General features: G+C 46.7%; 11 protein-coding genes and 1 pseudogene. All 12 read left to right on the forward strand.

Annotated elements, in window-relative coordinates:
* Positions 1 to 17 precede the first annotated feature (17 nt).
* A complete protein-coding gene (gene serC, locus ICN40_RS08835) occupies positions 18 to 1,115 on the forward strand; it encodes a 3-phosphoserine/phosphohydroxythreonine transaminase (protein ID WP_216243487.1) in 1,098 nt (365 codons plus the stop codon).
* Positions 1,115 to 2,194 (forward strand): prephenate dehydratase, encoded by a 1,080-nt coding sequence (pheA, locus tag ICN40_RS08840; RefSeq protein WP_216243488.1) that lies wholly within the window; start codon positions 1,115 to 1,117, stop codon positions 2,192 to 2,194. Before serC ends, pheA begins: the two co-directional genes overlap by 1 nt.
* A gap of 54 nt (positions 2,195 to 2,248) precedes the next feature.
* The gene (gene hisC / locus ICN40_RS08845) at positions 2,249 to 3,367 is read left to right on the forward strand and encodes a histidinol-phosphate transaminase (RefSeq protein WP_216243489.1); all 1,119 of its coding nucleotides are present in this window, start codon (positions 2,249 to 2,251) and stop codon (positions 3,365 to 3,367) included.
* Positions 3,367 to 4,248, forward strand: a complete 882-nt coding sequence (locus ICN40_RS08850) for a prephenate dehydrogenase/arogenate dehydrogenase family protein (protein ID WP_216243490.1) — start codon at positions 3,367 to 3,369, stop codon at positions 4,246 to 4,248. Before hisC ends, ICN40_RS08850 begins: the two co-directional genes overlap by 1 nt.
* A gap of 8 nt (positions 4,249 to 4,256) precedes the next feature.
* Positions 4,257 to 5,576, forward strand: coding sequence for a 3-phosphoshikimate 1-carboxyvinyltransferase (gene aroA, locus ICN40_RS08855; protein ID WP_216243553.1), 1,320 nt, complete (start codon positions 4,257 to 4,259; stop codon positions 5,574 to 5,576).
* A gap of 4 nt (positions 5,577 to 5,580) precedes the next feature.
* Positions 5,581 to 6,243: a (d)CMP kinase gene (gene cmk, locus ICN40_RS08860; protein WP_216243491.1), complete on the forward strand. Its 663-nt coding sequence runs from the start codon at positions 5,581 to 5,583 to the stop codon at positions 6,241 to 6,243.
* A 144-nt stretch (positions 6,244 to 6,387) separates the two neighbouring features.
* A complete protein-coding gene (gene rpsA, locus ICN40_RS08865; protein WP_072583667.1) occupies positions 6,388 to 8,061 on the forward strand; it encodes a 30S ribosomal protein S1 in 1,674 nt (557 codons plus the stop codon).
* A 52-nt stretch (positions 8,062 to 8,113) separates the two neighbouring features.
* Positions 8,114 to 8,452 (forward strand): annotated as a pseudogene (locus ICN40_RS08870) (integration host factor subunit beta); the annotation flags it as partial.
* Between the two features lie 66 nt (positions 8,453 to 8,518).
* Positions 8,519 to 9,730, forward strand: coding sequence for a lipopolysaccharide assembly protein LapB (gene lapB, locus ICN40_RS08875; RefSeq protein WP_216243493.1), 1,212 nt, complete (start codon positions 8,519 to 8,521; stop codon positions 9,728 to 9,730).
* Positions 9,731 to 9,745: 15 nt separating this feature from the next.
* Positions 9,746 to 11,110 (forward strand): UDP-glucose/GDP-mannose dehydrogenase family protein, encoded by a 1,365-nt coding sequence (locus ICN40_RS08880; RefSeq protein ID WP_216243495.1) that lies wholly within the window; start codon positions 9,746 to 9,748, stop codon positions 11,108 to 11,110.
* Positions 11,111 to 11,121: 11 nt separating this feature from the next.
* Positions 11,122 to 12,051: a D-glycero-beta-D-manno-heptose-7-phosphate kinase gene (gene rfaE1 / locus ICN40_RS08885; protein ID WP_216243498.1), complete on the forward strand. Its 930-nt coding sequence runs from the start codon at positions 11,122 to 11,124 to the stop codon at positions 12,049 to 12,051.
* Positions 12,048 to 13,067, forward strand: coding sequence for an ADP-glyceromanno-heptose 6-epimerase (rfaD, locus tag ICN40_RS08890; RefSeq protein WP_216243500.1), 1,020 nt, complete (start codon positions 12,048 to 12,050; stop codon positions 13,065 to 13,067). The genes rfaE1 and rfaD overlap by 4 nt, the downstream gene beginning before the upstream one ends.
* Positions 13,068 to 13,103: the final 36 nt, after the last annotated feature.

The raw sequence follows: 13,103 nt of genomic DNA on the forward strand, positions 1-13,103 counted from the left end.
TTTAGGCTAGACACATCATGACTTTTGACCGCCGCATTTTCAATTTCGCTGCGGGGCCTGCTACCTTGCCTGAAGAGGTGCTGAAGCAGGCTGCCGATGAAATGCTCAATTGGCGTGGACTTGGTACAAGCGTGATGGAAATCAGTCATCGCAGCAAAGAGTTTATGGAAGTGTATGAGGAGGTGGTGCAAGATTTGCGCACCCTCATGAATATTCCTGATAATTATGAAATTTTGCTGTTGCAAGGCGGTGGTCTTGGGCAAAATGCAGCCATCCCCATGAACCTAATGCCTTTGGCCAAGAGCGAACCGAAGGCGGATTACATCGTTACTGGCGTGTGGTCAGAAAAATCCTATAAAGAAGCGCAGAAGTATGGCACTGCAAATTTAGCTGCCTCTTCAGCCGCAGAAAAATTCAATACCATTCCGGCAAGATCAACTTGGAAGTTATCTGGTGATGCTGCTTACGTTCTCTACTGTGCCAATGAAACGATTGGCGGTGTTGAATTCCCAGATGTGCCAGACGTTGGTGATATTCCACTAGTTGCGGATATCTCTAGCAATATTCTTTCTAAAGAAATGGATGTGAACAAGTGCGCCGTTTGGTTTGGCGGTGCGCAAAAGAATATCGGCCCCTCTGGCGTGACGATTGTGATTGTGCGCAAGGATTTAATTGGTCACAGCATGGGCATTACTCCCACGATTTGGGATTGGGCTGTGCAGGCCAATACTCAGTCGATGATCAATACGCCGCCGACGTTTTCGATTTATATGGCTGGCCTAGGCTTTAAGTGGCTGCTTAAGCAAGGCGGAGTGAAAGCCATTGCAAAGCGTAATCAAGAAAAAGCGGATTTACTTTATAACTTTTTAGATCAAAGCAGCTTGTATGAGAATCGTGTCACCAAGGAATATCGCTCACGTATGAACGTGACTTTCTTCTTAAAAGATGAGAACCTGAATGCAGAGTTTTTGGCGCAATCAAACGCCGCCGGCTTGGTTGCCTTGCGTGGCCATAAAGCTGCAGGCGGTATGCGTGCCAGCATCTATAACGCAATGCCTATTGAGGGTGTAAAAGCCTTAGTTGAATTTATGCGCGACTTTGAAAGGCGGGCTTAATGAGTACTGAAGAACAGCGCTTAGCGCCCTTGCGGGAAAAAATTGACACCCTCGATGCGCAGATCTTGGATTTGCTCACCCAGCGTGCACAAGCTGCACAAGAAGTAGGCCATGTTAAAGGCGGCTTCGCATCACCAGTATTTCGTCCTGAGCGTGAGCGCCAAGTTGTAGCACGCCTTCAAGAGATTAATAAAGGCCCGTTGTTGCCAGATGGCATTGCTGCAATTTGGCGTGAAGTCATGTCTGCATGTAGGGCCCTGGAAGCTCGCCAAACCATTGCTTACCTTGGCCCAGTAGGAACATTTTCTGAGCAAGCAGCTCAAACGTATTTTGGTCATTCCATCGCTGGATTGCCTTGTGCCAGTTTGGATGAGGTTTTTAAAGCAGTAGAGAAGGGCGCGGCACAATTTGGCGTAGTGCCTGTTGAGAATTCTAGTGAAGGTGCGATTTCTCGCACATTGGATTTATTGCTCGACTCTTCTATGCGTATTAGCGGCGAAGTCGTATTGCCAATTCGTCATCACTTGTTGACTAAGAGCGGTAACTTGGATGGTGTAACCACCGTTTGCGCTCATGCTCAAGCATTGGCGCAGTGCCAGCAATGGTTAAGCGTGCACGCTCCACAACTCAAGCGTCAAGCGGTGAGTAGTAATGCGGAAGCAGCTCGCATGGCGGCAAGTGATCCTACTCTGGCTGCAATTGCTGGTGATCCCGCTCAAGAAGCTTATGGCTTGCAAGCAGTGGCTGCACAGATTCAGGATGATCCGCATAATCGCACCCGTTTTGTTGTGGTCGGTAACTACGCCTGCCAGCCAACCGGTAAAGATCAGACCTCTTTGGTGCTCTCTGTTGATAACCAGCCTGGTGCCGTCCATCGTTTATTGGCTCCTTTGGCAAAGCATGGCGTCTCTATGAATCGCTTCGAATCTCGTCCTGCACGCAAAGGTACTTGGGAATATCACTTCTATATTGACATTGCTGGTCATGCAGATGATGCGAAAGTGGTGAAGGCGCTTGAAGAGTTAAAAGGGGTTGCAGCTTTCTATAAGAACCTTGGCTCGTATCCTCACTCTACCTAATCCAAGATTAACTGTAACTAACTGTGTATTAGTAAATAAATTAGTAAAGCTCGAATGACTTCTAAGATTGGCTTAAAACATATTCATGCGATCGCCCCTTATGTTGGTGGTCGCCCTATCAGCGAAGTTGCGCGTGAGTATGGCCTTGATGAAAATAAAATTGTGAAGCTAGCCTCCAATGAAAATCCATTAGGCATGCCAAAGTCCGCACAAGATGCAATGCTCAAGGCTGCAGGTGACTTAGGCCGCTACCCAGATTCCAATGGATTTAAGTTAAAGAATGTTTTAGCCGATCGATTGGGTGTGCCAACAGACTGGATTACCTTAGGTAATGGCAGTAACGATATTCTGGAATTGGCTGCCCGTGCAGTGGCACAAGCGGGCGATGAAGTGATCTTCTCAAGGCACGCTTTTGCTGTTTATCCTTTGGCTACCCAGGCTGTTGGCGCCAAGGCAATTGAAGTGGCTGCTACGGATATTTATGGCCACGACCTACCAGCCATGTTGGCGGCAATTAAAGCATCTGGCGACAAGGCAAAGTTGGTATTTGTGGCTAATCCCAATAATCCTACTGGTAGTTATTTGACAGCTAAAGAGATTGAAGACTTTTTAGTTGCAGTTCCATCAAATGTAGTTGTTGTACTTGATGAAGCCTATAACGAGTACCTCACGCCTGAGCAACGCTACGATGCCATTGCTTGGGTAAAGCGCTTCCCTAATATGATTTTGTCGCGCAGTTTCTCCAAGGCTTATGGTTTAGCCGGTCTGCGCATTGGTTATGGGGTTGCACAACCTCACTTAACTGATCTACTGAATCGTATTCGTCAGCCGTTTAATGTGAATAGTCTAGCCCAGGCTGCTGCTATTGCAGCCTTTCAGGACAAAGAATTTTTGCAGCAAGGTTTTGAACTCAATCGTGCTGGCTATGCCCAGCTCACCAAAGCTTTCGATGAACTACGCTTACGCTATCTGACGTCTGCAGGCAACTTTGTGCTCGTTAAGGTGGGTGATGATGACCAAGCTGGTGCTCGCATTAATTTGGAATTACTTAAGCGCGGCATTATTGTTCGCCCAGTGGGTAACTACGGCTTGCCACAATGGTTGCGTATCTCGATCGGTTTGCCAGAAGAAAATGCAGCCTTCATTGCCGCTTTAAAAGAAATACTGTCCTAATGACCATCATTAATCCAGCAAGTAATTACGGTACCGTCACCATTGTTGGTGTTGGTTTGATTGGTGCCTCATTGGGTTTGGCACTCAAGCAGGCGGGTGTGGTGACAAAAGTTTTGGGCGTAGGTCGTAGTAAAGAAAATTTAGATCAAGCGCAAAAGATGGGTGCGATTGATGGTGTGGTGGATTTGGTTGAGGCAGCCAAGCAATCTGATGTCATCGTACTTTGTGTGCCCGTAGCGCAAATGCGCGCTGCATTTGAAATGATGGAGCCACATCTTGAGCCTCGCACCATGATTACCGATGCCGGCAGCACTAAAGGCGATGTAATTTTGGCTGCCAAGGAGGTGTTGGGTAAGAAGGCATGTCAATTTGTGCCGGCTCATCCGATTGCAGGCGGCGCTCAGCACGGGGCCAGTGCGGCTAAGGCAGATTTATTTCAAGGTAAGCAAACCATTATTTGTCCTTTGAAGGAAAACTCACCAGAAGATACGGCTTTGATCACGGGTTTTTGGGAATCCGTTGGTTCTGAGGTGAAAAAGATTGGTGTTGTACAACATGATGCGATTTATGCAGCGGTTTCGCATCTGCCTCATATCTTGTCTTATGCCTTAATGGCTAGCGTAGTGAATTCTGAAGACGCTGATCAAAAGCTTAGTCATGTGGGTGCTGGCTTTAAAGATTTCACCCGTATTGCAGCTTCAAGTCCCGAGATGTGGCGCGACATTTGCTTAGGTAATCGCACTGCAATTCTGAAAGAGTTAGATCAGTATCTGTTGATTGTGAGTCACATGCGTAAACTGATTGCTGAGAACGATGGCCCTGGATTAGAAAAATTATTCAATAAGGCGAGTAAAGCGCGTCAAGATTTGGATGTACTTTGATGAGTGGTTTGCCAGATATTAGTATTGGTCCATTCAAGCGAGCCCAAGGCTCGATTGTTTTGCCAGGGTCTAAGAGTATTTCAAATCGGGCATTGCTACTTGCAGCCCTTTCCAGTGGCACAACCACTCTCAAGAATTTATTAGATGCAGATGACACTCAAGTCATGCGCAGTGCCTTGCGTCAATTAGGATTGTCCGTTACCGATGAACCTAATCAAGTATGCGTAGTCGAGGGTTGTGGTGGTAGGTTCCCGGTGCAGGAGGCGGACCTCTTTATGGGTAATGCCGGCACTGCGATGCGTCCATTAACCGCAGCTTTAGCAATGCAAGGTGGTAACTATCGTTTATCTGGTGTTGCCCGCATGCATGAGCGACCAATACGGGATTTGGTGGATGGTTTGCGTCAAGTGGGCGCAAAGATCGACTATGAATTACAAGAAGGTTATCCGCCAATTAAAATATCAGCTGCAGCTATTCAAATTCAAGATGTGGTTAAGGTGCGCGGCGATGTATCAAGCCAATTTTTAACTGCATTGCTCATGGCCTTGCCTTTGGTTGCGATGGAGCCGGTACGTATTGAGGTAATTGGAGAACTCATCTCACGTCCGTATATCGATATCACTTTGAAACTGATGGCGCGCTTTGGCGTGACGGTTGCTTGCCCTGATAAACAGTCATTCATTATTCCTGCAAAACATTCGGATTCTGTGTACAAGAGTCCTGGTCAGTTATCTGTTGAGGGCGATGCTTCTTCTGCATCCTACTTCTTGGCTCTGGGCGCCATAGGTGGCGGCCCAGTGAAGGTATTGGGCGTTGGCAGAGATAGTATTCAAGGTGATGTAGCTTTTGCTGATGCACTTGCGCTGATGGGTGCGAACATAAATGCCGGCGAAGATTGGATCGAAGTATCTGGTGTGAAAAATGCCAATGGCAAGCTTAATGGCATCACCATTGATTGCACTGAAATTCCGGATGCTGCGATGACCTTGGCTGTTGCTGCTTTGTTTGCAGAAGGCCCAACACGTTTAAATAATATTGCTAGCTGGCGCGTTAAAGAAACAGATCGCATTGCGGCAATGGCAAAAGAATTGAAAAAAGTTGGTGCAATCGTTGAAGAGGGTGCTGACTATATTGTTGTGCAAGCCCCTGCATTACCTGGTGATTGGAAGTCTCCGATTGAAGGTATTGATACCTATGATGACCATCGCATGGCCATGTGCTTCTCACTTGCTGCATTTGGCCCAAATGCACTCAAGATCAATGACCCTAATTGCGTAGCAAAAACCTTCCCGACTTACTTCACAGAGTTTGCAAAGGTAGTGAACTAAGTTCATGAGCTCTTTCCCAGTCATTGCTATTGATGGTCCAACTGCTTCGGGCAAAGGTACGGTTGCCTCACTCGTTGCAGAAAAGCTAGGCTTTCATTATTTAGATAGTGGCGCCCTCTATCGGTTAGTGGCTTTAGCTAGCGAAAAAAAGGGAATTAACGTTGAAAATGGTCTAGAACTTGGACTTTTAGTCCCTAAGTTATTGATTTTATTCAAAAATGGGCGGATTTTGCTCGATGGCGAGGATGTCACGGATGCTATTCGCACGGAAAACATGGGTTTAAGGGCCTCCGCTTTAGCCATCCACCCTCAGGTGAGATCCGCTTTGGTGGGCCTGCAACGCAGTTTTCGTCAATCTCCTGGGCTGGTAGCTGATGGCAGGGATATGGCAAGTGTCATATTCCCAGACGCCGTTTTAAAGGTTTTCTTGACTGCAACGGCAGCTGCCAGAGCCGAGCGTCGCTATAAGCAATTGATAGCTAAGGGAATTTCTGCTAAACTTGAGGACTTGCTGCAAGATTTGCAGGAGCGCGATGCTAGAGACAGTAGTCGAGGTACCGCACCCTTGTTAGTTGCAGATGGTGCAAAAGTGCTTGAGACATCGAATTTGTCGATAGATCAAGCAGTTAAGACAGTTTTGGATTGGTATCAATCTGCGATTGCTTAGTTTGTAGTTGTTTTAGCAGTGAGTTGTAAGCAGTAGTTTTTGGTGTCTTAAGAAACTCCACAACGCAACTTTTCATTAGCGTGTTTCTTGAAGACTTTTTTAACCTAACCCGTCAGGCCTTCTGGCGGCACAAAGTGAATACACATGTCTGAATCATTTGCAGAATTATTTGAAGAATCATTAACCCGATCGAATATGAAGACCGGCCAAGTTATTTCGGCTGAAGTTCTTCGCATCGACCATAACTTCGTCGTTGTTAACGCTGGCTTAAAGTCTGAAGCGTTTATTCCTGTTGAAGAATTTCATAACGACGCTGGCGAGATTGAAGTAGCTCCTGGCGATTTCGTTTCTGTTGCTATTGACGCTCTTGAGAACGGCTATGGCGACACCATCCTCTCCCGTGATAAAGCGAAACGCTTGGCATCATGGATGAACTTGGAAAAAGCGCTTGAGCAAGCTGAGATCGTTACTGGTACTGTTACTGGTAAGGTTAAAGGCGGCTTGACTGTCATGGTTAACGGTATCCGCGCATTCTTGCCTGGATCACTCGTTGATACACGTCCAATCAAAGACACCAGCCCTTACGAAGGTAAGACGATGGAGTTCAAGGTTATCAAGCTTGACCGTAAACGTAACAACGTAGTGTTGTCACGTCGTGCAGTGGTGGAAGCTAGCCAAGGTGAAGAGCGTGCTAAGTTGATGTCTAACCTTAAAGAAGGCGCAGTAGTTACTGGCCTCGTTAAGAACATCACTGATTACGGCGCGTTCGTTGACCTCGGTGGTATCGATGGCCTCTTGCACATCACTGACTTGGCATGGCGTCGCGTGCGTCACCCGAGCGAGATGTTGACTGTTGGTCAAGAAGTTACCGCGAAGATTTTGAAGTTTGATCAAGAGAAGAACCGTGTTTCACTTGGCGTGAAACAACTTGGTGATGATCCATGGGTTGGTATCGCTCGTCGTTACCCACCAAACACCCGTTTATTCGGCAAAGTAACTAACCTGACTGATTACGGCGCATTCGTTGAAATCGAATCTGGTATCGAAGGTTTGGTACACGTTTCCGAAATGGACTGGACTAACAAGAACGTTGCTCCAAGCAAGGCTACTGCATTGGGAACCGAAGTTGAAGTAATGGTTCTGGACATTGATGAAGACAAGCGTCGTATCAGCTTGGGCATTAAACAGTGCAAAGCTAATCCATGGGAAGAGTTTTCACGTGCCCAACAAAAAGGCGATAAGTTAACTGGCGCAATCAAGTCTATTACTGACTTTGGTGTGTTCATTGGTTTGCCTGGCGGTATCGACGGTTTAGTTCACCTCTCAGACATTTCATGGAATGAGCCAGGCGAAGAAGCTGTTAAGAAATACAAAAAAGGTGATGAAGTTGAAGCCACTGTATTGGCAATTGATGTTGAGAAAGAGCGTATCTCTCTCGGTATTAAGCAATTGTCTGGTGACCCATTCAACAACTACACATCTGTCAGCGACAAGGGTAGCCTCGTAACTGGTACTGTGAAAGCGGTTGATGCTAAGGGTGCAACTATTCACTTAGCTGATGAAGTTGAAGCTTACTTACGTGCTTCTGAGATCTCAACAGATCGCGTTGAAGATGCACGTAATGTATTGAAAGAAGGCGATAGCGTTACTGCAATGATCATTAATATTGATCGTAAGTCACGCGTTATCAATCTTTCAATCAAAGCAAAAGACAGCTCTGATCAACAAGATGCAATGAGCAAGCTCCAAGGTGATGCGCAGTCTGGCACAACCAATTTGGGTGCTTTGTTAAAAGCAAAATTGGACAATCAGGGCTAAATCAATATCGCCGCTTTCCATTAGGGGAGCGGCGATTTTTTATTGATAGATCATGACAGATCAAGAGCAACAAGCAATCACCCGCTCCGAACTAGTGGAGAGCCTCGCGGAACAGTTTCCGCAGCTTCTGCCTAGGGACGTAGAGTTGGCGGTGAAAACTTTGCTGGATACAATGACTCATGCTTTGGCTGAGGGTAAGCGCATTGAACTGCGCGGCGTGGGGAGTTTTGTACTTCACCATCGTCCTGCGCGTACTGGCCGCAATCCAAAGTCTGGTGAGAAAGTATTGATTCCAGAAAAACGCGTTCCACACTTTAAGCCTGGCAAAGAGTTGCGTGAGCGAGTAGATTACAAGCCTTTGAAGCAGGCGGGCCCCAAAGAGGGTTCTGGTGCCTAAGATTCAGGCTCAACCTCAGTGGTCCATTCGGGCCATTTTTTTATTTAAATTCTGCGCACAATGATTCAGATAGCTACCGCTTGGTTATTGTTACTGCCGGTGATGTTTGGTATCGGTTGGTTAGCTGCACGCTGGGATTTGCGTCTTGAAAATCGCATGGATGAACGTGAGCGTATGCGTCAGCAGCGCTCTACCTTTAAAGGTTTGAGTCTTTTGCTCAACGAGCAACCTGATCAAGCGATTGAAACCTTAGTCAAAATTGCGCAATTAGATCCAGAGACTATTGAATTACATTTCTCATTAGGTAATTTATTTCGCCGCCGTGGTGAGACGGAGCGTGCTATTCGCATTCATCAACACCTGGCAAATCGCGATGATTTAAAGCCCCGCGATCGTGATCATGCTGCCTATGAGTTGGGCCGTGACTTTTTGCGGGCAGGTTTGCTTGACCGCGCAGAAGCCTCCCTAAATCGAGTGGGTGATGGCAAATATGCTGAGCCTGCAAAAGAGAGCTTGTTGGAGATGTATCAGATTGAGCATGATTGGAAAAAAGCCATCATTGCTGCAGGTGAGCTTGAAGGTCTGCAAGGTAAATCGCACCATACTGAAATTGCTCAATTTCACTGCGAGCTTGGTCAAGAGGCCTTGCGTCGCAAAGACTTGGTTGAGGCGGAGCAGTCCATCCAGCGCGCTCTGCAGGCTGTCCCGAATCATGCGCGTGCTTTGATCTTGCAAGGCGATTATTTGATGGCAATGGATCGACCGGCTCAAGCGATTGAGGCTTGGAGTGTGATCGCTAGTTCTCACCCCGCTTATATGCATTTGTTGGCTGATCGTTGGATGCTTGCTCATGCAGCAGTTAATAAAGGGAGTGAGGGTTTAGATCGCCTCTGTGAATTGTTAAAAACTCAAGCCACTGGTGAGTTGCTCGATATTGTGCATAAGCACCTGATGAAAATTCGGGGTCCACAGGCAGCAAATGCGATGTTGTCTGATGTGATGCAGCATTCGCCGACTTTGATTGCTTTGTCTAAGATGGCTGAAACGCGCCTTGCATTGGAAGAGGGTAGCGCCAGCCCAGAAAGACTTTTGGAATTACAGTCCATTCTGAATCTTTTGCGTCAGCGTACCACCAGTCTAGCTCGCTACACTTGTGGTAATTGCGGATTTAGAGCGAGAAGATTTTATTGGCAATGTCCTGGCTGTAATCATTGGGAGGCATACTCCCCGAGACGGAGTGAGGGTGCGGCACCTAGCGGCCCTTCCATGTAAAGATTTGGAGAGAAATTGAAAGTCACTATCATCGGTAGCGGTTACGTAGGTTTGGTTACAGGTGCTTGCCTAGCTGAGCAGGGTAATAACGTCTTTTGTGTCGATGTCGATTCCAGAAAGATTGAGATTCTCAACTCTGGCGGCGTTCCTATTTATGAGCCTGGTCTTAAAGAGATGATTGAGCGCAACAGAGCCGCAGGTCGTTTGCAGTTCTCTACTGATATTGCTGCCTCAGTTGCTCATGGTGAAATTCAATTTATTGCAGTAGGTACGCCTCCCGATGAAGATGGCTCAGCTGACTTGCAATACGTCGTGGCGGCAGCTCGCAATATTGGCCGCCATATGACCACCTCTAAAGTGATTGTCGATAAATCGACTGTGCCAGTGGGTACCGCTGAAAAAGTTCAAGCAGCCATCACTGAAGAGCTAGAAAAAAGAGGTCTATCACCAGAACTGTGTTCTGTAGTCTCTAACCCTGAGTTCCTTAAAGAGGGCGCTGCCGTTGAAGACTTTATGCGCCCAGATCGGATTGTGATCGGTACAGAAAGTACCTCCGCAGGATTGCACGCCAAAGAGCAAATGCGTAAGCTCTACGCCCCCTTTAATCGTCACCATGAACGCACCTATTACATGGATGTCAAAAGTGCGGAGCTCACGAAATACGCAGCCAATGCAATGCTTGCAACCCGCATCTCCTTTATGAATGAGTTAGCCAATTTGGCTGACTTAGTAGGCGCTGATATTGAAGCAGTGCGTCAAGGTATTGGTTCAGACTCACGCATTGGTTATGGCTTTTTGTACTCAGGCACTGGTTATGGTGGCTCTTGCTTCCCCAAGGACGTGTCTGCCTTATCCAAGACTGCTAAGGAGCATGGTCGGGATCTGAAGATTCTCGATGCTGTAGAAGCCGTCAATGAATTGCAAAAGTACATCTTGGTCGAAAAGATCGAAAAGCGCTTTGGTAAAGACCTCAAGGGTATGAAGTTTGCACTGTGGGGTTTAGCCTTCAAACCGAATACCGACGATATGCGCGAAGCGCCTAGTCGTGTGATTATTCAAGAATTGGTTAAACGCGGGGCTACCCTAGTAGCTCATGATCCCGTATCGATGCCAGAAGCCAAGCACTGCTTAGATGTAGATTTTAAAGATAATCCAGCAGGGCTCAAACAGGTGTCGATGGTCGATGACCCGATGAGTGCATTGGATAATGCCGATGCCCTAGTGATTGTTACTGAGTGGAAGGCCTTTAGAAGCCCAGATTTTGAGCAAGTGATGGAAAAACTCAAGCGCCCAGTGATCTTTGATGGCCGCAACCTTTATGAGCCAGCTTCTATGCAAGAATTAGGTATTGAGTACCATGGCATTGGTAGACATAATTAAAGTAGATGCAAATGGAAAAAGCAAATCGCGAACAGTTTTCTAAAGCCCGCTTATTAGTAGTCGGTGATGTCATGCTAGATCGCTATTGGTTTGGCGATACCAATCGCATTTCTCCTGAGGCGCCAGTGCCAGTAGTGCAGGTAGGCAAGATTGACGAACGTCTTGGTGGCGCTGCTAACGTAGCTCGTAACGTAGCTGCGCTCGATGCTAAAGCAACTATTCTCGGTATTGTTGGTGATGATGAACCTGGCAAGCGTGTAGTTGAGCTATTAAAAGCCGGTGGTGTGGATAGTCAATTAGAAATTGATGCAGATGTTCCCACCATTGTGAAACTCCGTGTAATTGCTCGTCAGCAACAACTCATTCGCTTGGACTTCGAAGAAACCCCAAGTGCAAAAGCGCTTGCTCATAAATTGGAGCGTTTTGAAAAGCTCGTTGGTGCTGCTGACGTAGTAATACTTTCCGATTACGGCAAAGGTGCATTGGGCCAAGTAGCTCATATGATTGAGCAGGCTAGAGCACAAAACAAAATGATCCTGGTTGACCCTAAGGGCGAAGACTATGAGAAGTATCGTGGCGCTACTGTTTTAACGCCCAACCGTAGTGAATTACGTCAAGTGGTTGGTCAGTGGACTAGCGAAGAAGATTTGACTAAGAAAGCCCAAAATCTTAGAAAGTCTCTTGACTTACAAGCCCTGCTCCTAACGCGTTCCGAGGATGGAATGAGTCTATATACTGAATCCGGCGTGAGTCATGTTAAAGCGCAGGCACGTGAGGTATTTGATGTATCTGGTGCTGGCGATACTGTGATTGCAACATTGGCTGTGGCATTAGCTGCGAAGTGGTCTTTAGAAAAAGCCATGGCGCTTGCAAACCGCGCTGGTAGCATCGTCGTTGGCAAGTTGGGAACTGCTACCGTTACTTCAGAGGAATTACAGTGACTATTATCGTAACCGGCGCAGCTGGATTTATTGGAGCAAACATCGTTCAAGCGCTCAATATGCGTGGCGAGAAAAATGTCATTGCAGTAGATGATCTTCGTCCTGCAGATAAATATCGCAATCTTGCTGATTTGGATATCATTGATTACCTCGATAAAGATGAGTTTTTAGAAGCATTTAGAAGTGGACGCTTTGGAAAAGTTAGGGCTGTGTTCCATGAAGGAGCTTGCTCCGACACCATGGAAACAGATGGTATTTTCATGATGGCGAACAACTATCGCTACACCATGGATTTATTGGATATCTGTACTGAGCAAAAAGTACAACTCCTCTATGCTTCTTCTGCTGCAACTTATGGAGGCTCGGACGTATTTGTAGAAAGTCGTGAGCATGAGAAGCCTCTTAATATTTATGGTTACTCTAAGTTCTTATTCGATCAAGTCATGCGTAAGCGCTTTGCTGAAAAAGCCAATGCGGCACAGGTTGTTGGCTTTCGTTACTTCAATGTCTATGGTCCGCGTGAATCACATAAGGGCCGCATGGCTTCGGTTGCCTTTCATCAATATCACCAATACAAAGTTAATGGTCATGTAAAGCTGTTTGGTGAGTACGGTGGTTATGCGCCTGGTGAGCAAAGTCGCGACTTTGTATCGGTTGAAGATGTAGTCAAAGTAAACCTATTCTTCTTAGATCATCCAGAAATCAGTGGCATCTTTAATTTGGGTAGTGGTCGTGCGCAACCTTTTAATGATGTCGCCCACGCTGTAGCTAATTCCATGCGTAAGCTTGATAAAGCAGCGCCCGCAACTCTACAAGAGCTAGTCAAAGAAAAAGCGATTGAGTACATTCCATTTCCGGATGCACTCAAAGGTAAATACCAGTGCTTTACTCAAGCTGATCTCACCAAACTTAGAGCGGCTGGCTATATGGAACCCTTCCTCAATGTAGAGCAGGGCGTAGGAAAATATATTGAGTGGTTGGAGGCCAATGCTGGTTTTCTGGCTAACCCCTTGTAAGTCAGTCAACAAAAGTAGTTTCTCCTCGTTGTAAAC

This window comes from Polynucleobacter sp. Fuers-14 (genome assembly GCF_018882045.1).
Lineage (GTDB): Bacteria > Pseudomonadota > Gammaproteobacteria > Burkholderiales > Burkholderiaceae > Polynucleobacter.